Source organism: Goodfellowiella coeruleoviolacea, from assembly GCF_024171785.1.
GTDB lineage: Bacteria > Actinomycetota > Actinomycetes > Mycobacteriales > Pseudonocardiaceae > Goodfellowiella > Goodfellowiella coeruleoviolacea.
Genome location: NZ_JAMTCK010000003.1, coordinates 457,360 through 478,775, shown reverse-complemented (window position 1 = coordinate 478,775; position 21,416 = coordinate 457,360). Strand labels below are relative to the sequence as shown.

19 protein-coding genes are annotated in these 21,416 nt (G+C 72.5%); 7 read left to right on the top strand and 12 right to left on the bottom strand.

The features are described 5' to 3' along the window. Nucleotides 1-39: 39 nt before the first annotated feature. Nucleotides 40-798, bottom strand: a complete 759-nt coding sequence (locus LX83_RS08230) for a GntR family transcriptional regulator (RefSeq protein ID WP_253768876.1) — start codon at nt 796-798, stop codon at nt 40-42. Nucleotides 799-1,141: 343 nt separating this feature from the next. Between LX83_RS08230 and LX83_RS08225 the strand changes: the two genes are divergently transcribed. The 5 genes from LX83_RS08225 to LX83_RS08205 all read left to right on the top strand — a co-directional run bounded on the left by LX83_RS08225 (nt 1,142) and on the right by LX83_RS08205 (nt 6,937). Then, nucleotides 1,142-2,422, top strand: coding sequence for an extracellular solute-binding protein (locus LX83_RS08225; RefSeq protein WP_253768874.1), 1,281 nt, complete (start codon nt 1,142-1,144; stop codon nt 2,420-2,422). A gap of 4 nt (nt 2,423-2,426) precedes the next feature. After that, nucleotides 2,427-3,419 (top strand): carbohydrate ABC transporter permease, encoded by a 993-nt coding sequence (locus LX83_RS08220; RefSeq protein ID WP_253768872.1) that lies wholly within the window; start codon nt 2,427-2,429, stop codon nt 3,417-3,419. Next, nucleotides 3,416-4,237, top strand: a complete 822-nt coding sequence (locus LX83_RS08215; RefSeq protein WP_253768870.1) for a carbohydrate ABC transporter permease — start codon at nt 3,416-3,418, stop codon at nt 4,235-4,237. The genes LX83_RS08220 and LX83_RS08215 overlap by 4 nt, the downstream gene beginning before the upstream one ends. 4 nt (nt 4,238-4,241) lie before the next feature. Continuing rightward, nucleotides 4,242-5,741 (top strand): glycoside hydrolase family 3 N-terminal domain-containing protein, encoded by a 1,500-nt coding sequence (locus tag LX83_RS08210; protein ID WP_253768868.1) that lies wholly within the window; start codon nt 4,242-4,244, stop codon nt 5,739-5,741. Nucleotides 5,742-5,920: 179 nt separating this feature from the next. Then, entirely contained in the window at nt 5,921-6,937 is a 1,017-nt protein-coding gene (locus tag LX83_RS08205; RefSeq protein WP_253769153.1) for an SIS domain-containing protein, read from the top strand. A 76-nt stretch (nt 6,938-7,013) separates the two neighbouring features. Here the strand turns inward: LX83_RS08205 and LX83_RS08200 are convergent, their stop codons facing one another. After that, on the bottom strand, nt 7,014-8,063 hold the full coding sequence (locus LX83_RS08200; RefSeq protein WP_253768866.1) for a hypothetical protein: 1,050 nt from the start codon (nt 8,061-8,063) through the stop codon (nt 7,014-7,016). Between the two features lie 539 nt (nt 8,064-8,602). Here LX83_RS08200 and LX83_RS08195 point away from each other — a divergent pair. Next, entirely contained in the window at nt 8,603-9,277 is a 675-nt protein-coding gene (locus LX83_RS08195) for a FadR/GntR family transcriptional regulator (RefSeq protein WP_253768864.1), read from the top strand. A 27-nt stretch (nt 9,278-9,304) separates the two neighbouring features. Here LX83_RS08195 and LX83_RS38370 read toward each other — a convergent pair whose 3' ends face one another. The 10 genes from LX83_RS38370 to LX83_RS08145 form a co-directional block, all read right to left on the bottom strand. Continuing rightward, nucleotides 9,305-10,048, bottom strand: a complete 744-nt coding sequence (locus LX83_RS38370; protein WP_253768862.1) for an L-2-amino-thiazoline-4-carboxylic acid hydrolase — start codon at nt 10,046-10,048, stop codon at nt 9,305-9,307. A gap of 288 nt (nt 10,049-10,336) precedes the next feature. Continuing rightward, nucleotides 10,337-11,200 carry an amidohydrolase family protein gene (locus LX83_RS08185; RefSeq protein WP_253768860.1) on the bottom strand — a complete coding sequence of 288 codons (864 nt, stop codon included), beginning with the start codon at nt 11,198-11,200 and terminating at the stop codon, nt 10,337-10,339. Between the two features lie 100 nt (nt 11,201-11,300). Next, nucleotides 11,301-12,422, bottom strand: a complete 1,122-nt coding sequence (locus LX83_RS08180; protein WP_253768858.1) for an aldo/keto reductase — start codon at nt 12,420-12,422, stop codon at nt 11,301-11,303. Between the two features lie 37 nt (nt 12,423-12,459). Continuing rightward, entirely contained in the window at nt 12,460-12,771 is a 312-nt protein-coding gene (locus tag LX83_RS08175; RefSeq protein WP_253768856.1) for an L-rhamnose mutarotase, read from the bottom strand. Nucleotides 12,772-13,184: 413 nt separating this feature from the next. Next, nucleotides 13,185-14,192: an ABC transporter permease gene (locus LX83_RS08170; RefSeq protein ID WP_253768854.1), complete on the bottom strand. Its 1,008-nt coding sequence runs from the start codon at nt 14,190-14,192 to the stop codon at nt 13,185-13,187. Next, nucleotides 14,185-15,840 (bottom strand): sugar ABC transporter ATP-binding protein, encoded by a 1,656-nt coding sequence (locus LX83_RS08165; protein WP_253768852.1) that lies wholly within the window; start codon nt 15,838-15,840, stop codon nt 14,185-14,187. Before LX83_RS08165 ends, LX83_RS08170 begins: the two co-directional genes overlap by 8 nt. Beyond that, on the bottom strand, nt 15,840-16,877 hold the full coding sequence (locus LX83_RS08160) for a sugar ABC transporter substrate-binding protein (RefSeq protein ID WP_253768850.1): 1,038 nt from the start codon (nt 16,875-16,877) through the stop codon (nt 15,840-15,842). Before LX83_RS08160 ends, LX83_RS08165 begins: the two co-directional genes overlap by 1 nt. A 230-nt stretch (nt 16,878-17,107) precedes the next feature. Next, nucleotides 17,108-17,905, bottom strand: a complete 798-nt coding sequence (locus LX83_RS08155; protein WP_253768847.1) for an SDR family NAD(P)-dependent oxidoreductase — start codon at nt 17,903-17,905, stop codon at nt 17,108-17,110. Next, on the bottom strand, nt 17,902-19,212 hold the full coding sequence (locus tag LX83_RS08150; protein WP_253768845.1) for an enolase C-terminal domain-like protein: 1,311 nt from the start codon (nt 19,210-19,212) through the stop codon (nt 17,902-17,904). The genes LX83_RS08155 and LX83_RS08150 overlap by 4 nt, the downstream gene beginning before the upstream one ends. Nucleotide 19,213: 1 nt before the next feature. Further along, on the bottom strand, nt 19,214-20,080 hold the full coding sequence (locus LX83_RS08145) for a fumarylacetoacetate hydrolase family protein (RefSeq protein WP_253768843.1): 867 nt from the start codon (nt 20,078-20,080) through the stop codon (nt 19,214-19,216). Between the two features lie 291 nt (nt 20,081-20,371). Here LX83_RS08145 and LX83_RS08140 point away from each other — a divergent pair, with 291 nt between their 5' ends. Further along, entirely contained in the window at nt 20,372-21,397 is a 1,026-nt protein-coding gene (locus LX83_RS08140; RefSeq protein ID WP_407649506.1) for an N-acetylglucosamine kinase, read from the top strand. Nucleotides 21,398-21,416: the final 19 nt, after the last annotated feature.

Sequence of the window (21,416 nt, the reverse complement as noted above, 5' to 3'; positions counted from 1 at the left end):
GGCGGACGGACCGGGCGGACCGGACGGACCGCGAGTGCCTTAGGGGCGGTTGAGGCTGGCCACGAACTTGTAGCGGTCGCCCCGGTAGACCGAGCGCACCCACTCCACCGGCCGGCCCTGCACGTCGAAGGAGTGCCGGGACAGCAGCAGCATGGGCAGGCCCACGTCCGCGCCGAGCAGTTCGGCCTCCTGCGGGCTGGCCAACGCGGTCTCGATGGTCTCCTCGGCGTGCCCCAGCTCCACCCCGAAGCGTTCCCGCAGCACCTGGTAGAGGGAACCGCCGGCGCCGATGTAGCGGCGCAGGCCGCGGAACCGGCCGAGCGGCAGGTGGGTGGTCTCGATGGCCATGGGCTCGCCGTCGGCCAGGCGCAGCCGTTGCAGCCGCAGCACCTTGGCGCCGGGGCGCACCGCGAGCAGCCGGGCCAGTTCGGCCTCGGCCGGCTGTTCGGTGGAGTCGAGCAGCCGCGACGAGGGCTGGCGGCCCTGGGCGCGCATGTCCTCGGTGTAGGAGCTGAGCTGGAGGCGTTGCGCGACCTTGGGTTCGGCCGCGAAGGTGCCCTTGCCCTGCACCCGCAGCAGCCGGCCCTCCACGGTCAGTTCGGCCAGGGCCTGGCGCACGGTGGTGCGGGAGACGTCGAACTCGGCGGCCAGTGAGCGCTCGGTCGGTATCGGGGACCCGGGCGGCATGGCGCGCAGCAGGTCCAGCAGGTGTCGCTTGAGTCCCCAGTACTTGGGTTCGCGCTGCACCCGCACTTTGACGCTCGTGTCCACACCGGCACCCGGCGTTGCCTTGAGCATGGCCTCCTCCTCGGCAGTCCCCAGTACCAGGATGCCTTGTCAACGGCGGGTTGTGCGATCGCACCCCCTTATGCCCCGACCACGACACCTCCGATGACTTAACAACGACTTCGCAACCGTCTTGACACGGCGTGTGGCGCGAACCACGCTGCATCACATTGGTCTACACCACTTGTGAGACCCGTCCGGGCGGTCCTCGTCGCATGTCAGGCCCGCGCCGCTGGCCGGGTTCGGGCAGCGCGGTGTGGGCCGCATCCGCTGGTCGGGGGTGTCAGCGGTCGGGACTCGACTCGCCTGTCGAGTCCCGGCCACCGGTTCTACCTGGGGAAAGGTCGGAAGTACTGTGAAGCGTTGGACAAGAGTGGCGCTCGCGGCCACAGCCGCGGCAACACTGGGCGTCGCCGCCTGCGGCACCAGCGGGGGCGGCGGGAACTCGGCCGAGGGCGGCACCCTCACCGTCTGGCTGATGGACGGGTCCGCGTCCGAAGAGATGATCAGCGCCCTGAACCAGGAGTTCGAGGCCGCCCACCCGGGCGTCAAGGTCAAGTACGAGGTGCAGGCCTGGAACGGCATCCAGGACAAGCTGACCACCTCGCTGACCAGTGACAACCCCCCGGACATCATCGAGCTGGGCAACACCCAGAACCCGCAGTTCTCCTCGCAGGACACCTTGACCGACCTGACCGACTCGGCCAAGGACTTCAACCAGGACAAGTGGATTCCCGGCCTGGCCGAGGCGGGCAAGTGGAACGGCAAGCAGTACGGCATCCCGTTCTACGCGGCCAACCGGGTCGTGCTCTACCGCACCGACCTGTTCCAGGCCGCCGGCATCACCGCCACCCCGACCAGCAACGCCGAGTGGCTGGACGCGATCGCCAAGCTGAAGGCGGCCAACGCGGCCGACCCCGACTTCCAGCCGCTCTACCTGCCCGGCCAGTACTGGTACGCGCTGACCTCGTTCATCTGGGACCAGGGCGGTGACCTGGCCACCGGCTCCGGCGGCTCCTACACGGGCGCGCTGGACACCCCGCAGGCCCAGGCCGGGGTGGAGTTCTACAAGCAGCTGGTCGAGGCGTCCGGCACGACCGCGCCCAAGGACAACGACGAGGCCCACCCGCAGCAGGCCGACGTGTACGCGGCCGGCAAGGTCGGCATGTGGATCGGCATGCCCGGTGAGCTGGCCACCGCGGTCAAGACCGACCCGTCGCTGAAGGAGAAGACCTCGGCGTTCCCGATCCCGTCCAAGGACGCCGGCAAGACCGCGCCGGTCTTCCTCGGCGGCTCCAACCTGGCCATCCCGGCCAGCGCCGCGCACGTGGACGCGGCCAAGGACTGGCTGAAGCTGCTGACCAGCGACAAGTACCAGACCCAGCTGGCCAAGGGCGGCTTCGTGCCCGGTGCGGACAAGGACACCACCGCGCTGGCGGGCGACCCGGTCAGCGCCGCCATGGCCAAGGCCACCGCCGGCGGCAAGGCCACCCCGGTGACCCCGGCGTGGGCGTCCATCGAGGCCGGGCAGAACCCGCTCAAGGACATGCTGACGGCGGTGCTGACCGGCGCCAAGACCGTGCCGCAGGCCACCAAGGACGCCAACGACGCGCTGACCAAGGCGCTGGCCAAGTAGCGCGATGACCGCGACGACGAACACCGCGGTGTCGGCGGGGAACACCCCGCCGGCGCCGCGTTCCACTGCCGGCGCGGCCCCGACCCGCCGGCGCGGGCAGCAGTCCACCGGGCAGCGCATGCTGCCCTACCTGCTGCTCGCGCCGGCGGTGCTCGGCATCCTCGCCCTGCTCGGATGGCCGGTGCTGTCCGTGCTGCTGACCAGCGTGCGCAAGCTCGACCTCGGCGAGCTGATGCGCGGCCAGGTGGTCTGGGTCGGGTTCGACAACTACGTCGAGATCATCAGCGACCCCGGGTTCTGGGAGATCACCCTGCGCACCCTGCTGTTCACCGCGGGCTGCGTCGCCTCGATCGTGCTGGGCGGGCTGCTGGTCGCCCTGCTCATGCGGCACGTCCCGCCGGCGGTGCGGGTGCTGCTCCAGCTCAGCCTGGTGCTCGCCTGGGCGATGCCCAACCTGGCGGCCACCACCACCTTCCAGTGGATCTTCGACCCGAACTTCGGCATCCTGAACAAGACCCTGGTGCTGTTCGGTTTCGACGGCTTCGCCGGCTACTCCTGGTTCACCTCGGGGCTCAGCACCCTGACCGTGATCGTCGTGGTGGTGGCCTGGCAGGGCATCCCGTTCACCGCGTTCACCATGTACGCGGGGCTGCTCGCGGTGCCCGGCGACCTCTACGAGGCGGCCGGCATCGACGGCGCCAACTCCTGGCAGAGCTTCCGCGCGGTGACCTGGCCGGCGCTGCGCCCGATCCTGACGGTGTGCACGTTCCTGTCGATCCTGTGGGACTTCAAGCTGTTCACCCAGGTCTGGGCGATGCGCCAGGGCGGCCCGGACGGCGGCAGCACCACGCTGTCGGTGCTGCAGTACCTCAACGGCATCTCCGCCAAGCACTTCGGGCTGGCCGCCGCGGTGAGCGTGCTCATGATCGTCGTGCTGTTCGTGCTCACCGCGCAGTACATCCGGCTGCTGGTGCGCTCCCGGGAGGTTGACCTGTGAGAGCCAAGAAGACCGTGGTCTCCGTGGTCGGCGTGGTGGTGGCGCTGCTGTTCCTGTTCCCCACCTACTGGATGATCAGCACGGCGTTCAAGCCGACCGGGCAGATCATCACCAGCTCCTACGACCTGGTGCCGCTGGGGCTCACCCTGCAGCACTTCGTCGACGCGATCACCAAGCCGAACTTCCTGACCAACGTGGGCAACAGCCTGGTGGTCACCCTGGGCGCGGTGGCGTTCTCGCTGGTGGCCGGGCTGCTCGCGGCGGTCCCGCTGGCCCGGTTGCGCTTCCGGGGCCGCAAGGGGTTCCTGCTGCTGGTGCTGGTGGCGCAGATGGCCCCGCTGGAGGCCCTGCTCATCCCGATGTACCTGATGATGCGCGACCTCGGCCTGCTCAACCAGCTGCCGTCGCTGCTGCTGGTCTACTTCGCCGCCACCCTGCCGTTCACCGCGTGGACGCTGCGCGGGTTCGTCGCCGGCATCCCGGTGGACCTGGAGGAGGCGGCCATGGTGGACGGCTGCGGCCGGTGGGCGGCGTTCCGCCGGGTGACCCTGCCGCTGCTCGGCCCCGGCCTGGTGGCCACCTCGGTGTTCGGCTTCATCACCGCGTGGAACGAGTTCATCTACGCGTTCGTGTTCATGCGCGACCAGGACAACTACACCCTGCCGGTGTGGCTGGCCTCCTTCTCCGACCAGTTCGGCACGGACTGGGGTGGCACCATGGCCGCCTCCACCCTGTTCACCCTGCCGGTGCTGGCGTTCTTCCTGATCGTGCAACGCAACCTGGTCGGCGGGGTCGCCGCCGGGGCCGTGAAGGGGTAGCCCAGTGTCCACTGTGGACAAATCACTGCGCGGGCTGGCCACGGCCGTGCTGCTGCCCGGGTTCGCCGGGCACACCGTGCCGGACTGGCTGCCGCGCGCGATCGAGGCCGGGCTGGGCGGGGTGGTGCTGTTCGGCCGCAACGTGGCCGACGACGGCCAGGTCGCCGAGCTGACCTCGGGGCTGCGCGCGGTGCGCGGCGAGCTGGTGGTGGCCATCGACGAGGAGGGCGGCGACGTGACCCGGCTGGACGCCGGGCGCGGGTCGGCGGTGCCGGGCAACTACGCGCTGTCCGTGGCCGACGACGTGGCGCTGACCGAGCGGGTGGCCGGCGCCGTGGGCGCGCGGCTGGCCGACTGCGGCGTCACCGTCAACCTCGCCCCACCGGCCGACCTGGTGCTCACCCTGGACGACCCGGCCAACGGGGTGCGCTCGTTCGGCTCCGACCCGCACCGCGCCGCCGCGCACGTGGCCGCGTTCGTGCGCGGCACGCAGGCGGCCGGGGTGAGCGCGTGCGCCAAGCACTTCCCCGGCCACGGCGCGTCCACCACCGACTCGCACCACAACCTGGCGGTGCTCCCCCGCACCGACGCCGAGCTGCGCGCGGTGGAGCTGGTGCCGTTCGCCTCGGCCGTGCGGGCCGGGGTGGACCTGGTGATGACCGGGCACCTGGTGGTGCCGGAGTGGGGTCCGCTGCCGGCCACGCTCAACCCGGTGGCGCTGCGGGTGCTGCGCGACGAGCTGGGCTTCACCGGCACGGTGATCAGTGACGCGCTGGACATGAAGGCGGTGTGCGGGCCGGGTGGTGTCGCCGGGCTGGCGCGGGCGGCGGTGGGCGCGCTGGCCGCCGGGGTGGACGCGCTGTGCGTGGGCAGCGTGCTGCTGACCGGCGCCGAGGTGGACCAGCTGGCCGACGCGGTGGTGGCCGCGGTGCGGTCCGGCCGGCTGCCCGAGTCGCGGTTGGCCGAGGCGGCCACCCGGGTGGCCGCGCTGCACCGCCGGCCCGCCGCCTCGGCCGGCGTGGACGCGGCTGCCGGGGCGGGTGGGGCCGCCGGGGTGGACCCCGAACTGGGGCTGCGGGCCGCGCGGGCCGCCGTCCGGGTCCGCGGCGAGCTGGCACTGGCCGGGCCGCCCCTGGTGGTGGACATGGCCGTGCCCCCGTCGATGGCCGCCGGCGACGTGCCGTGGGGCCTCGGCCCGCACCTGGCCGAGCTGGTGCCCGGCACCCAGGTGCTGACCACCACCGGGATCACCGCCGAGCAGATCGCCGCACGCGCGGCGGGGCGGCCGGTGGTGCTGGTCACCCGGGACGCCCACCGGCACGACTGGGTTCGCGGCGCGGTCACCGCACTCGCTACGATTGGTCTAGACCTGGTGCACGTGGAGACCGGCGTGCCAGGACCTGACCTGGGCGTGGCCGCCCGAGTCGACACCCACGGTGGCGCTCGTGTGTGCCTGCGCGCCGCCGCCGAACGGATCGCCGAGGCGACCGCGCCGACCGTGTGACGCGCGTGCCGCCGCCGGCGTGCCGCGTGAGCGCTCCTGGAGGGACCGCGATGACTGAGACCCCCGGCCCGACCGGCCCCGACCAGGCTGGCCCTGACCGGGCCGGCACCGACCAGGCCGACACCGGCTCGGCCGACACCGAACAGCCTGGTGACCACCGCCCCGAGCCCGGCCGGCACATGGCCGCCGAGGTGGCCGAACAGCCCGAGGTGCTGGCCAGGCTGGTCGGCCGGCGGTCGGAGATCGTCGAGGTGGCCGAGCGGGTGCGCCAGCGGCGACCCCGGTTCGCCCTGCTGGCCGCCCGCGGCTCCAGCGACCACGCCGCGCTGTACGCCAAGTACCTGATCGAGGTGCTGCTGCAACTGCCGGCCGGCCTGGTGTCGCCGTCCACCACCACGCTGTACGGGGCCGAGCCCGACCTGGCCGACGTGCTGCTGGTCTCGGTGAGCCAGAGCGGCGGCTCCCCGGACCTGATCGAGGTCACCGAGTCGGCGCGGCGCCGGGGCGCGCTGACCGTGGCGGTCACCAACACCCCGGGCTCACCGCTCAACGAGGCCGCCGAACTGGCCGTGGACATCGGTGCCGGCCGGGAGCTGGCCGTGGCCGCCACCAAGACCTACAGCGCCACCCTGCTCGCGCTGTACCTGCTGGTCGACGCGGTGCGCGAGGGCACGGCCGAGCACGTGGCCGACATCGGCGCGCTGGCCGAGACCACCCTGTCCGGGTCGGCCGACCAGGTGGCCGAGGCGGTGCGCCGCTACCGGTTCGTGGAGCGGGTGATCACCACCGGCCGCGGCTACTCGTCGGCCACCGCCGCCGAGGCCGCGCTCAAGCTCGCCGAGACCAGCTACCTGGCCGCCCGCGCCTACAGCGGCGCCGACCTGCTGCACGGCCCGGTGGCCGCGGTGGACGCGGAGACCGCCGTGCTGGCCGTGACCAGCGCCGGCAAGGGCGGGGCGGCCATGCGCGAGGTGCTGGACGTGGTGCACGAGCGCGGCGCCGACGTGCTGGCCGTGGGCTCGGCGGCGGCCAGGGCCTCGGCCGCGCTGCGGCTGGACGTGGCCGAGAGCGCCGAGGAGGTGGCCCCGATCCTGGAGGTGCTGCCGATCCAGCGGCTGGCCCTGGGCCTGGCCCTGGCCCGAGGCGGCGACCCGGACCACCCGCGCGGCCTGCGCAAGGTCACCCGCACCCGCTGAGGCCGGCGGGGCGCGCCACCAGGACGGATGCCCGGCTGGCGCGCCCCGCGCCCCGCGGCCAGCGTGGTCAGCGTGGTCAACTGCAGCGCCACAGCGCGGGAACGCGCGTCCCGGTCGTGGTGTTGGCGACGTAGTCGCCGATGACGACCTCGTCGTCGGTGAGGCCGACGATGATGTCGGGCCGCGGGTCGGAGATGAAGCCGGCGAACTGCCCGTCCCGCCAGAGCGCGGGGCGGTACCTGCCGGTCTCGGGATCGGCGGCCACTCCCGCGATCGTGCCGGCCGCGTTCACCGCGTCGGGATAGCCGTCGCCCGGGAGGACCCGGCTGATCTCACCGCTCTGGTCCCACTCCACCACGTGCATGGTGTCGTCGTCCCCCTGCTGCCACCCGACGATGCGGCCGGCCGAGTACACCCGCGCGGCAGCACCGTCCCTGGTCCCGCTCAGCGGCAGGTCGATCTGGTTGGGTCCCCACAGCACGTCGCGGAACAGCACCCGTCCCTGGTCGTCGATGCCGAGTGGGGCGTCGTCGTGGGCCGAGTAGGCGTCGATCACCTGGAAGGTGTTCGGCGCACTGGCCGGCCAGAACACGCTCTTGGTGTAGGCCGCGCCCGTGTCGGTGTAGGGCTTGACGATCCCGACGACGTCACCGGCCTCGTTGATGGCCACCGCCCGGCTCGCGACGATCTTGCTCGCGTAGCCCGGGAGGAAGTGGTACACGCCGTCCTGGTACCGGTAGGCCCGGTCGACGTACTGCCAGGGCGAGGTGCTGGTGGTGGTCCGCCGGAACCCCACGACCACGCCGGAGCTGTTGATGTCCTGCGGCAGGTTCTCACTCCCGTCCGCGAACTCCGGCATCACCTCCGGCACGCCGTTCCGCCAGATCACCCCTCGGGTCACCCTGTTGATCGTGGCGTACCCGACGACCAGCGCGTCCGTGGCCTCGCCGGTGACCACGACGCCGCCGCTGCCGGCTGGCACCGGCAGAGCGGTCACCTGCCAGGCGCACGCGGTGCCGTCGGCGGGTTGGGCCACGGCCGCCGACGGCACCGCGGCGGGCAGGGCTGCGCCCAGCGCCAGGGCCAGTGCGGCGCCGAGCAGCCGGCGTCTGCCAGAAGATCCCATCGGGTCGTTCCTCCTGCGATCGGGTGCGAGCACACGACCGGGCCCACGCCGCGAGGTGCTGACGTGGGCCCGGTCGCCGCCTTCACCGCAGATCCTTCTGGTTCGACGGGATGCCACAAGGGCCGGTTGGCGTAGTCGTCGGTCGGCGTAGTCGTCGGTCGGCGCGGTGGCCGGTGCGCACAGTGACCTGAGCGCCTGGCGCGGCTGGCGTCCTGGGCTGGGCGTCCCGGGCTGGGCGGGAGCCTCCGGGTGCGGGCATGAGAAAACCCGCTCCACCGAGGGGGCGGGGTGAAGCGGGCACCAACAACACTACGCCGAATGGAGCAGCGCGCAACTTCCGACCAGCCGCAACGCCTGCGTGAAATCGATTTACGGCCAGAATTCCCCCAGACAGGTGGAGACATCGGGTCTGCTCGTGACCCAGTTCACCCACTGTTGGGTGACAGCGGAGCGGACGCGCCGCTGGAGCAGTCCGCGATTGCCCGCTGTCGCATACTGGAGACAAACATCCGAGGTCTAGCCGACGAGTCGAGGGTGGAGTGGCTGTCACGGACGACGCGATCCTGCGCGTCAAGGAGATGATCGTCTCCGGCGAACTCAAACCGGGTGACCGGCTGCCCAGGGAGGCCGACCTGGCCGAACGGCTCGGCCTGTCGCGCAACTCGCTGCGCGAGGCCGTCAAGGCGCTGTCCCTGGTCCGAGTGCTGGACGTGCGCCAGGGCGACGGCACCTACGTGTCCAGCCTGCGCGCGGACGACCTGCTCGGGGCCCTCTCCTTCGTTCTGGAGCTGCACCGGGGGGACGAGTCGGTGCTGGAGGTGCTCCAGGTCCGCCGCATCCTGGAGCCGGCCGCCGCCGCCATGGCCGCGCAGCGCATCCAGCCCGAGGAGATCGACGCGCTGCTGGCGCTGTGCCAGTCGGCCGAGTCCGCCGGGTCGGTGGAGGAGCTGGTCGAGCACGACCTGGAGTTCCACCGCGGCATCGCGCACGCCTCGGGCAACAGCTACCTGGCCCGCCTGCTGGACACCCTGGCCGGCCCCACCGTGCGGGTGCGGATCTGGCGGGGCATCACCCAGGCCAGCGCGGTGGAGCGGACCGTGGCCGAGCACCGGGCGATCGTCTCCGCGCTGGCCGCCCACCAGCCCGAACTGGCCCGCTCCTGGTCGACCGTGCACGTGGCCGGCGTGGAGCAGTGGCTGTCCGACCTGGCCTGAGTCACCCCAGGCCAGGTCGGTCCGGGGTTACTCGGCGGTCCGGTCGGGCTGGTGGGCCTGGCGGACGCGGGTGAAGTGGAACGGACAGCTGCGCCCGCCCAGTGCCAGCGTGGTCGGCCGGTCGAAGCGGAAGCCGTGCCGCTCCGGGTCGATGGCGTCGATCCAGGCCGCGTCGAACCGGCAGAACACCGGGCCGAGTTCGGCCGCGCCGCCGGCGGTGAGCACCGCCAGGTAGCCGCACCGGTGCACGTCGGTGTGGTAGCGCTGGTCGTCGTCGGCCGAGCGGACGAACGTGAACGCGCCGCCGAAGTAGCCGTGCTCGCGCTGCTTGGCCACGGACACCATGACCGCGAACGGGTCCTCGGCGGTGTCCAGTGCGGCCCTGGTGCCCTGGCGCACCGGTTCCCGCATGGGTTCCAGGAACGCGGCGCTCACCAGGGGCTCGGCCTCGGCCGCCGTCAGTCGTCCGCCCAGCGGTTCGCCCAGCGGTTCACCTGGTGTGTCGGTCGACTGTTCGCACAGCACGCGGTAGGTCGCGGCGACGAACGCGGTCAGCCGCACGGTGAGCGCGCCGAGTTCGTCCACGGCCAGCTGCTCGCAGTCGCGTTCGATGCGCTCGGCCCGCAGCCGAACCGCGACGAGCAGGGCCGCGAAGTCCACGTCGGGGTGCTGCTCGGCCAGGTCGTGCCGGAGCCGGTCGACGAACGCGTCGAGAATCGCCTGGTTCTCCCGCTCGGCCACGATGGCCCTCGGGTCGATGACGTTGTCCACGGTGGTGGTTCCTTCCGATCGGAGACCACCCGCGCCGGAGCGGGTCACCACCGCGCCGTCAGCGGACGAGGAGGTGCGGTGCCCGCGCACGGGTGGGCCCGGTCAGCACGCTCCACCACCAACCTGGCGCTGACCAGAACGGTTTCTGGTTGTCGGCGCGAGCATAACCGCGCGACACGGCGGGCGGGATGACAGGCCCGGGCCACCGATCACCGCCCTGGCCGTGCTTCCCCGACCTACCATCCATTGTGGACGGTCAGGACCGCCGAGTCCGACCGGTGACCCCGGTCAGCCAGCGCGTCCGCTGGCTCGGTCGAGCCGGTAGACGCGGCGCGCGGTGTCGGCGAACACGGCCTGGCGCTCGGCCGGGCTGAGCGCGTCGGTGAGTTCGGTCGCGGCGGCCAGCACCCGCGGGTAGTCGGCGGCCAGCAGGCAGACCGGCCAGTCCGAGCCGAACATCAACCGGTCCGGACCGAACGCGGCCAGCACCACCTCGACGTAGGGGCGCAGGTCGGCCACCCGCCACGACGCCCAGTCCGCCTCGGTGACCAGGCCGGACAGCTTGCAGGTCACGTTGTCGTGCCTGGCCAGCTCCCGGATCCGGCTCGCCCACGGCTCCAGCTCACCGGTGGCGACCGGCGGCTTGGCGCAGTGGTCGAGCACGAAGGGCACGTCGGGCAGGGCCGCCGCGGTCCGGATCGCGGCCGGCAGCTGGTGCGGCAGCGTCAGCAGTTCGTAGACCAGGCCGGCCGCGCCCACCGCGGCCAGGCCGCCCCGGACCTCCGGCCGGCACAGCCACTCCGGATCGGGTTCGCTCTGCACCTGGTGGCGGATGCCGCGCAGCCACCCGCCGCCCCTGGCCCCGCGCAACGCCGCCAGGTCGTCCACCACCGAGGGCGCGGCCAGGTCGGTCCAGCCGACCACCGCGGCGATCAGCTCGCTGTCCTCGGCGAGCGCCAGGAACTCCGGGGTCTCCTCGGGCACGCAGACGGTCTGCACCAGCACGGTGGCGCTGACTCCGGCCCGCTCGGCCAGCGGCGCCAGGTCGGCGACGCCGAAGTCGCGCCGGATCGGGGCCATCCGCTCGCCGGTGATCCAGGGCTGATCGCGAACGGTGAGATCCCAGACGTGGTGGTGGGCGTCAACAACCATCCCGGTCTCCTTCCCAGCGCGGGTCCGCGGCGGGTCAACGGGTCGTGCGGGTTCGGTGGGTCTTGCGCGGGTCGGCGGGTCGGGCTCAGGGGGCGGCAGGTCAGGGGGTCGGCGGGTCAGGGGGCGCGGTGGTCGTGGGCGCGGTGGTCGTGGGCGCAGTGGTCGTGGGCGCAGTGGTCGTGGGCGCAGTGGTCGTGGGCACGGGCGCGTCCGGGTCGAGCAGTCCCTCGGCGCGCAGGTCCGCCCACAGCTCCGCCGGTACCGGTTCGGTGAACAGGTCCACGTTCCGCCGGACCTGCTCGCCGTCCTGGCAGCCCATCACCACGGCCGCGACCGCCGGGTGCCCCAGCGGGAACTGGATGGCCGCGCCGGGCAGGGTGACCCCGTGCCGGGCGCACACCTCGGCGATCCGCCGCGCCCTGGCCACCAGTTCGGGCGGGGCGTCGGCGTAGTCGTACTTGGCGTTGTCCGGCACCTCGGGGCTGGCCAGCAGCCCGGAGTTGAACACGCCCGCGGCCAGCACGGACACGCCGCGCTCCAGGCACAGCGGCAGGAACTCGGCCAGCGCGGTCTGCTCCAGCAGGGTGTGCCGACCGGCGAGCATCACCACGTCGATGTCGGTCTCCCGGACGAACCGGGCCGGCATCCGCCACTGGTTCATGCCCACGCCGATCGCGCCGACCACGCCCTGGTCGCGCAGTTCGGCCAGGGCGGGAAAACCCTCGCCAGCGGCCTGCGCCCAGTGGTCGTCCGGGTCGTGCAGCAGCACCACGTCCACCCGGTCCAGCCCGAGCCGGTCCAGCGAGTCGGCCAGCGAGCGCCGCACCCCGGCCGCGCTGAAGTCCCAGACCCGGCGGGCGGCCGACGGCACGGCAAACCCACCGCCGGCCAGGTCGTCGCGGCTGGCCGGGGCGCCGGGGTCGGGAGGGTTGGCGGGTTCCAGCAGCCGGCCGACCTTGGTGGACACCACGTACTCGGCCCTGGGCAGGCCGGCCAGTGCCGCGCCGAGGCGCCGTTCGGCCAGGCCCAGGCCGTAGTGCGGAGCGGTGTCGAAGTAGCGGACGCCGGCCGCCCACGCCTCGGCCACCGCCTGCTGCGCGTCCACATCGGACACTTCGTGGTAGAGGTTGCCGATCGGCGCGGTGCCCAGGCCGAGCGCGGTGACCTCGACCGAGGACCGCCCGAGCCGGGTGCGCCGGGGTTGACCGCCCGAACTGGTCACTGGTGTGCCTCCTTGGTGCCGTGGTCCCGGCGGCCGGTCACGGCAGTTCCCAGACGAGCTTCACGTCGGGCCGGCTGCCGGAGTAGTCGTCGGCCACGTCGAGCAGGTCGGCCATGGTGGCCTGCCAGGGCACGTTCGCCGGGTGGTCCCGCAGGTGTTGGCGCATCCGCGCGTAGTCGTCGCACTCGACCACGTGGAACAGGTCCTGGCCGCTGCGCCAGATCCGCCAGGACCGCACCCCGGCCGCGCGCAGCGCCTCGTCCAGTTCGACCGGGATGCGCGCGTGGACCCGGTCGTAGTCGGTTTCCCGGCCCGGCTTGAGCCTGGTGTGCAGCGCGACGGTCTCCACTGGCCGTTCCTCCCTGGTGGATTGCTGGTCGGTGGTGTGCCGGGGCGGTGGCGCGGTTCGCCGGCAGCGCGGCTGCTAGCACAGCCGAGGCCCCGCCCGGTGTTTTTCACCCGATCGGTGACCGACTTGTCCACAGGCACCGGGGTTGTCCACAGCCGCACGGCGAACCCTGGCCGGTGGGGGTGGGGGTGGATAGGCTGGTCGCGGGGTCGCCCCCCAGGGCGGGTGGGGGTGTGCCCAGGGGAGCCGTCACCAGCCCCACCCACGATCCCGCGGCACCACGGCCCGCCCCTGGCCCCGGGTTCGTCCCCGCCCCCAGCGCCGGCCGCGGTCCCCGCCCCGGTCGCCGCCCCGGCCCCGACCCCACTCCCGGTCCCAGTCGCAGTCCCGGTCCCCGCCCCGCTCCCGGTCCGTCAATCCTGCGCCTTTCCGCTGGTCAGCCGGGCCAGCATCAGCGCGACCAGGATGATCACGCCGTAGATGGCCTGGATCCACTGGGCCGACACGCCGCCCAGGGTCAGGATGTTCTGGATCAGGCCGAGCACCAGCACGCCGCACAGCGCGCCGAACAGCGTGCCCTTGCCGCCGTCCATGCTGACCCCGCCGATCACCGCGGCCGCGAACACGGTGAAGATCATGTTCTGTCCCTGGGCCGCGGCCACCGAACCCAGCCGCCCGGTCATCAGCAGGCCGGCCAGCGCGGCGATCAGCCCGCCGAGCACCAGCACGGTCCACACCACCCGGTCCGTGCGGATGCCGGCCGCCCTGGCCGCGTCCACGTTGCCGCCGATCGCGTACAGCGCGCGCCCCTGCCGGAAGTAGGCCAGCAGCACGATGCCCAGCGCGAACGCGACCACCGCGAGCCACACCGACGCGGGCAGGCCCAGCCACTGCGCGCTGCCCAGGTAGGTGAACGACAACGGCAGGTCGAACAGGTTCTGGCCGCCGGTGAACCCGATCTGCAGGCCGCGCAACACGATCAGCATGCCCAGCGTGACGATGAACGCGGACAGCTTGAGCTTGAGGATCAGGAACCCGTTGAACGCGCCGACCGCCATGCCGATCAGCAGGCAGATCGGCACCGCCGTCCACGCCGGCAGTTCCGTGCCGAGGCCGTGACTGGCCGCCGGGATGATCAGCGCCACGGACAGCGCCGGCGCCAGCCCGACCGTGGACTCCAGGGACAGGTCGAACTTGCCGGCGATCAGGATCAGCGACTCGGCCAGCACCAGCAGGCTCAACTCGGTCTGCTGCTGCAACACGTTGATCAGGTTGGCGCTGCTCAGGAACACCGGGTCGACCAGTGCGCCGACCACGATCAGCACCAGGATCGCCGGCACCAGCGCGAGATCGCGGAACCGGCCGAGGGACAGTCGCTGCCTGGCTGGGCCGGCGGTGGCCTGGATCGGCGTTTCAGACACCACTGTTCTCACCCGAACTCTCGTCCGCACTCACGTCCGCGTCCACGTTCACGTCCGCGGCCCCGGCCGGACTCCCGCCCGAACCCGCGTCGGAACCCCCACCTGGCTGGCCTGCCGACTGGGCGGTCATGCCCTCGATGGCGGCCACCAGCTCGTTGTCCGTCCACCCCCTGGCCACGGTGCGCACCACGCGGCCGTGGGACATCACCAGCACCCGGTCGCACGGGCGCAGGTCGTCCAACTCGTCGGAGACGATCACCACCGCGGTGCCGCTGGCCGCGGCCTGGTCGACCACGTCGAGCAGGGTCTCCTTGGAGCGCACGTCCACCCCGGCGGTCGGGTTGATCAGCACCAGCACCACCGGGTCGTTGGCCAGTGCCCTGGCCATCACCACCTTCTGCTGGTTGCCGCCGGACAGCCCGGCCACCGGCTGGTCCGGCCCGTCGGTCTTGACGGCCAGGTCGGTGATGAACCGCTGGGCGGCGGCGCGGCGGCGTCCTGGCGCGATCGCCCCGAACCTGCCGAACCGGTCGGCGATGGTCATGGTGCCGTTCTCGGCCACGCTCAGCAGCGGCACCAGGCCCTCCCTGTGCCGGTCCTCCGGCACGAACCCGATGCCGCCGGCCAGCGCGTGCGGCACGCTGCCAGGCCGGATCAGCTGCCCGGCCACCCGCACCTCCCCGGTGTCCGGCCGGCGCAGGCCGACCACGGCCTCGCCCACCGCGACCTTGCCGCTGCTCGCCGAGCCGGCCAGGCCCACCACCTCGCCCCGCCGCACGGTGAGGTCGACGTCGGTGAACTGGTCGGCCAGACCGAGCCCGCTGACCGCGAGCACTGCGGGCGCCGAGTCGGGCACGGCCGGGCGGTCGGCGACCTGGCGCAGCCCGACCGCCTCCCCGGTCATGGCGTCGACCAGCCGGTCCTGGGACAGGTCGGCGACCGGGCTGGTCAGGATGTGCCTGGCGTCGCGGAACACGGTGACGGTCTGGCAGATCTCGTAGACCTCCCGCAGGTGGTGCGAGATGAACAGGAACGTCACCCCGGCGTGCTGGAGTGCCCTGATCCGGGCGAACAGCCGGTCGATGGCGGCGGCGTCGAGCTGGGCGGTGGGCTCGTCCAGGATGATGAACCGGGCGCCGAACGACAGTGCCCTGGCGATCTCCACCAGCTGCCGCTGCTCCACGGTCAGTTCCGCGGCCGGCCTGGCCGGGTCCACCAGCACCCCGTACTCGGCGAGCAGGTCACCGGCCCTGCGGCGCATCCGGCCCCAGTTGATCAGCGAGCCGCCGGTCAGCGACTGCCGGTTGATGAACAGGTTCTCGGCCACGGTGAGCGCGGGGATGATGGTGGACTTCTGGTAGACGCAGGCCACCCGGCCGCGCCAGGCGTCCCGGTCGCCCAGTGGCGGCGCCGGCTCGCCGCCGAAGGCCACCGTGCCCTCGTCCGGCGCCTGCAACCCGGTGAGGATCGAGACCAAAGTGGACTTTCCCGCGCCGTTGCGGCCGACCAGCCCGTGCGTCTGACCGTCCACAATGGATATCTTGGCCTGGTTGAGCGCCACGGTCCTCCCGTAGCGCTTGGTGATGCCGTGCGCCTGGACGGCCAACCGGACGCCCGCGGCCGGGGGCAGGTCGGTGGCGGTGCTCATCACTTGCCCACCTGGTTGCCCCACAGGTTGGGGTCGTCCACGTTGTCCTTGGTCACCAGCGGGGTGGGCAGCTGGTCCTCCAGGCGGCCGCCACCCACGTCCACGATGGTGCTGTCGTGGTCGGTCGGGCCGGGGCTGAACGTCCTGCCCTCCACCGCGGCCTTGGCGTAGTACAGCGCCCACCTGGCGTACCCGTCGGCGGGCTGGGACATGGTGGCGTCGATCTCGCCCTTGCGGATCGACTCGTACTCCTGGGGGATGCCGTCGTTGGACACGATCACGATGTGGTTCGGGTCGTCCGCCGGCAGCAGGTGGTTGGTGGACTTCAACACCTGCAGGGTGGGCGCCAGGAACGCGCCGCCGGCCTGCATGTAGATGCCCTTGATGTCGGGGTGCTGGGTGAGCCGGGTCTGCAGGGCCGCCGCGGCCTTGGCGCCCTCCCAGTCGGTGGGTTCGGCGAACACGGTGATGCCCGGGTAGTTCTGCTTCATGCACGCCTCGAACGCCTCGGACCGGTCTCGCCCGTTCACCGAGGACAGCGAGCCCTGGAACTCGACGACCTTGCCCTGCCCGCCGAGCTTCTCACCGAGGAACCTGCACGACTGCTCGCCGTAGGCGCGGTTGTCGGCCCGGACCACCATGTAGGTCTTGCCCTTGTCCGGGCGGGTGTCCACGCTGACCACCGGGATGTTCTTCTGCTCCAACTGCTGCAGGGTGGTGGCGATCGCGCCGGTGTCCTGCGGCGCCATCACCACGGCCTTGGCACCCTGGCTGGTCATCGCCTGCACGTTGGCGACCAGCTTGGCCACGTCGTTCTGCGAGTTGGTCGGCTGCATCAGGTTGATGCCCAACTCGGTGCCGAACTTGGGCACGTAGGTGTTGTAGGAGTTCCAGAAGTCGGTGTCGGCCCGCGGGAAGTCGATGCCGATCGGCCCGACCCCGCTGCCGTTGCCGGCACCGGCTCCGCCACCGCAGGCCGAGAGCGTGCCGGCGAGCGCCAGGCAGACCGCGGCGGTGAGGATGCTGCGACGCTTCATCTCGTTCCTCGATTCGGTGATCTCGTGCTCTCGCCCGGCGAACCGGCCGAACGGTGTCCCTCCAGCTCTCCGCCCGGCACACCGGCCGAACGGTGTCCCTCCAGCTCCCGGCCGACACACCGGCCGATCCGCGTTCCTCCAGCTCTCACCCGACAGGTCGGCCGATCCGCGTCCCTCCAGCTCCCGCCCGACAACCCGACCGATCCGCGTTCCTCCAGCTCCCGCCCCTGCTACCGCGGCCGAATCCGCAGGCCGTGCATGCCGCCGTCCACGCCGAGCACCGTGCCCGTGGTCGACGCGGCGGCCGGGCTGGCCAGGTAGGCGATGGCCGCGGCCACCTCGTCCGCGGCCACCAGCCGACCGAGGGGCTGCCTCGCCTCCAGCGCGGCCCGCTCGGCCGCCGGGTCGTCGGCCGCGTCGAGCAGCCGGCCCACCCACGGGGTGTCCACCGTGCCCGGGGCGACCGCGTTCACCCGGATGCCCTCCCGCACGTGGTCGGCGGCCATGGCCAGGGTCAGCGCGTACACCGCGCCCTTGCTGGCCGAGTACAGCGCGCGCTGGGGCAGCCCGGCCCACGCCGCGATCGAGCAGGTGTTGACCACGGCCGCCGCCGGTGAGCGCCGCAGGTGCGGCAGGGCCGCCCTGGTCACCCTGGCCATGCCGACCACGTTCACGTCCAGCACCCGCGCCCACTCGGCGTCGTCGTTGGCGGCCACGTCGCCCTGTGCGCCGATCCCGGCGTTGTTGACCACGATGTCCAGCCGGCCGAACCGCTCCACCACCGCGGCCACGGCCGCGCGGACGCTGGCGTCGTCGGTGACGTCGCAGGTGATGCCCACCAGTGGGGCGCTCACCCGGTCGGCGTTGACGTCCAGGCAGGCCACGCTGGCGCCGCGCGCGGCGAGCAGCGCGGCCGTGGTGTGGCCGATGCCGGACGCGCCACCGGTGACCAGGGCCACCAGCCCGGCGAAGTCGCGCGCGCTGGCCGCGCCCGGTGTGCTCGCGGCCGTCTCACCCGTGGCCGTCATCGCCCCTCCGCGTTCTGTTCCGTCCACACTGGACCGTCCGGGTAGCGGTAGTTGGCCAGGGTGTCGTCGGTGAACCGCGCGGAGAACCCGGGCGCGGTCGGGGCCAGGTAGTGGCCGTCGCGCACCACCGCCGGGTCGACGAACTGCTCGTGCAGGTGGTCGACCCACTCGACGACCCGGTTCTCGGTGCTGGCCGACACCGAGACGTAGTCGAACATGGCCAGGTGCTGGACCAGTTCGCACAGCCCGACCCCGCCGGCGTGCGGGCACACCGGGACGCCGAACTTCTTGGCCAGCAACAGGATCGCCACGTTCTCGTTGACGCCGCCGACCCGGCAGGCGTCGATCTGCAGCACGTCGATGGCGCCGGCCTGGAGCAGCTGCTTGAAGATCACCCGGTTCTGCACGTGCTCGCCGGTGGCGACCTTGATCGGCCGGATGGCCTCGGCGATGGCCTGGTGGCCGAGCACGTCGTCGGGCGAGGTGGGTTCCTCGATCCAGTAGGGCTGGTAGGGGGCGAGCGCGGTCATCCACCGCACGGCCGTGTCCACGTCCCAGCGCTGGTTGGCGTCCACGGCGATGCGCACCGAGTCGCCGACGACCTGCCTGGCCAGCTTCATCCGGCGGATGTCGTCGTCGAGGTCGCCGCCGACCTTGAGCTTGATCATGGTGAAGCCGTCGGCCACGGCCTGGCCGGCCAGGGTGGCCAGCTTCTCGTCGGAGTAGCCCAGCCAGCCCGGTGAGGTGGTGTAGGCCGGGTAGCCGTTGGCGAGCAGGTGCTCGATCCGCCCGGCCCGGCCCGGTTCGGCGGCGCGCAGGATGTCCAGTGCCTCGTCCCGGGTGAGCACGTCGGACAGGTACCTGAAGTCGACCAGCCCGACGATCTCCTCGGGCGTCATGGTGGCCAGGAACCGCCACAGCGGCAGGCCGGCGGTGCGGGCGGCCAGGTCCCAGGCGGCGTTGACCACCGCGCCGATGGCCATGTGCATGACGCCCTTCTCCGGGCCGAGCCAGCGCAGCTGCGAGTCGCCGACCAGGTCGCTGGACAGCGCGGCCAGCGCGGTCGCGTCCACCGGGGCCGGCCGGCCGACCAGGTGCGGGGCCAGCGCGTGGATGGCGGCGGCCTGCACGTCGTTGCCCCGGCCGATGGTGAAGGCCAGGCCGTGGCCGTCCGGGCCCTCGTCGGTGCGCAGCACCACGTAGGCGGCCGAGTAGTCGGGGTCGGGGTTCATCGCGTCGGAGCCGTCCAGCTCGCGCGAGGTGGGGAAGCGGACGTCGAGCACGTCGACGCCGGTGATGTGGGCCATCTCAGGCCTGCCCGAACGTCTGGCGCTGCCGACCGAGTCCGTCGATTTCGAGTTCCACGACATCTCCCGCGCGTAGGTAGGGCTTGGGCTCCGGCTGGCCGAGGGCCACCCCGGCCGGTGTGCCGGTGTTGATCACGTCACCGGGGCGGAGCACCATGAACTGGCTCAGGTACCGGATGATCTCGGCCACCGGGAAGATCATCTGCGCGGTGCTGGAGTTCTGCCTGATCTCGCCGTTGACCCACAGCCGCAGGCCCAGCCGCTGCGGGTCGGCCACGTCCTCGGCCGGCACCAGGTAGGGGCCCATCGGGTTGAACGTCTCGCAGTTCTTGCCCTTGTCCCAGGTGCCGCCGCGCTCGGCCTGGAAGGCGCGTTCGGACACGTCGTGGCAGATCACGTAGCCGGCCACGTGGTCGAGGGCGGCCTCGGCCGAGTCCAGGTAGCGCGCGGTGCGGCCGATGACGACCCCGAGTTCGACCTCCCAGTCGGTCTTGACCGAGCCGCGCGGCACCAGCACCTCGTCGTGGGGGCCGACCACGGTGTCCGGTGTCTTCAGGAACAGCACCGGCTCGGTGGGCAGGTCCGCGCCGGTCTCCTCGGCGTGGTCGCGGTAGTTCAGCCCGATGCACACGATCTTGCCGGGGTTGGCCAGCGGCGCGCCCAGGCGCTGACCCGATCCGTCGCCGGGATCGGCGAGCACGGGCAGGTCACCGGCGTCCAGTGCGGCGCGGACCCGGGCGATGCCGTTGTCGGCGAGAAAGGCGCCGGTGATGTCCTCGGTGAGGGGCCGCAGATCGAAGACGGTGCCATCAGCGGTGCGGACGGCGGGTTGCTCGGCACCGACGGCTCCGAGGCGCAGTAATTGCACGGCGTCTTCCTCCTCGCTGTTGAGCCGCGTTGATCAACGGTTCACAGTGACACAACACAACCAAGACATCGGATGTATAGCTGCGATCAACGCGGAAGTCCAGCAATCTGGCCGCCCCGCTTCGGCCTGTGATCGGATGACTAACCGAGATTCCAGTGTCTCGCCTCACACTGGACCAGCCCAGAGTGACGAACGTCACAGCCAGTGCTCGGGCACCGACCGGCGATCAGCCCGGGCCGTTCAGCGCCCACCCCTGCCCCTGGCTGGCCGGCTCTGGCCATACTCAGGCCCGTGGCGAGCATCGACGGTGGATTCGTGGTGGGACTGGACGCGGGCGGAACCTCAACTCGGGCGGTGGTGCTCGACCCGGGCGGGCGCCGGTTGGGCGTGGGCCGGGCCGGCGGCGCCAACCCCAACTCCCATCCCCCGGAGCAGGCCGCCGACCAGATCCGGCAGGCGCTGTGCGCGGCGCTGGACGAGATCGACCCGGCCGGCATCAGCGCGGGCGTGCTCGGCATGGCCGGGTCGAGCAAGCTCACCGACCCGGCCGTGGCCGACCTGTTCGAGTCGGCCTGGCGCGCCGCCGGTCTGCGCTGCCCCCTGCGGGTGGTCACCGACTGCGAGGCCGCCTTCGCCGCGGGAACGCCCGCGCCGAGCGGCACCGTGCTGGTCGCCGGCACCGGGTCGATCGCGGCCCGGATCGAGGACCGCCAGATGGTGGGCTCGGTCGGCGGCTACGGCTGGCTGCTCGGCGACGAGGGCTCGGCGTTCTGGCTGGGCCGCGAGGCCGTGCGGGCGACCCTGGCCGCGCTGCTGCCCGCCCCGGCCACGACCGGCACCGCACCCGGCGAGGGCGGCGCGACCAGTGGCGAACTGGGGGAACTGGCCTGGTCGGTACTGGGGCAGGCACTGGACATGACCACCCGCGTGGCCGACCTGCCCCCGGCCGAGCGCGAGACCTCCTGGAAGCGGCTGATCACCGCGGTCAACGCCGAGGCACCGATCCGGCTCGCCCGGTTCGCCCCGCTGGTCAGCGCGGCCGTGCTGGCCGGCGACCCGGCGGCCGAGGCGATCGTGACGCGGGCCGCCCAACTGCTCGCCGACACCGCGCTGGCCGCGCGCACGCCCGGCGAGGACACCCCGGTGGTGCTGGTCGGCAGCCTGGTCGAGCCCGGCAACCCGGTGGGCGACCGGCTGCGCGTCGAACTGGCCGCCCGCTGCCCCGGCGAGGTGCACACGGTCACCGACGCGTCCACCGGCTCGGCGTGGCTGGCCGCGCTGAGCGTGCTCGGGCCGGCCGCACCCCGCCCCAAGTAGCCCTTCCCACCTGGAATAC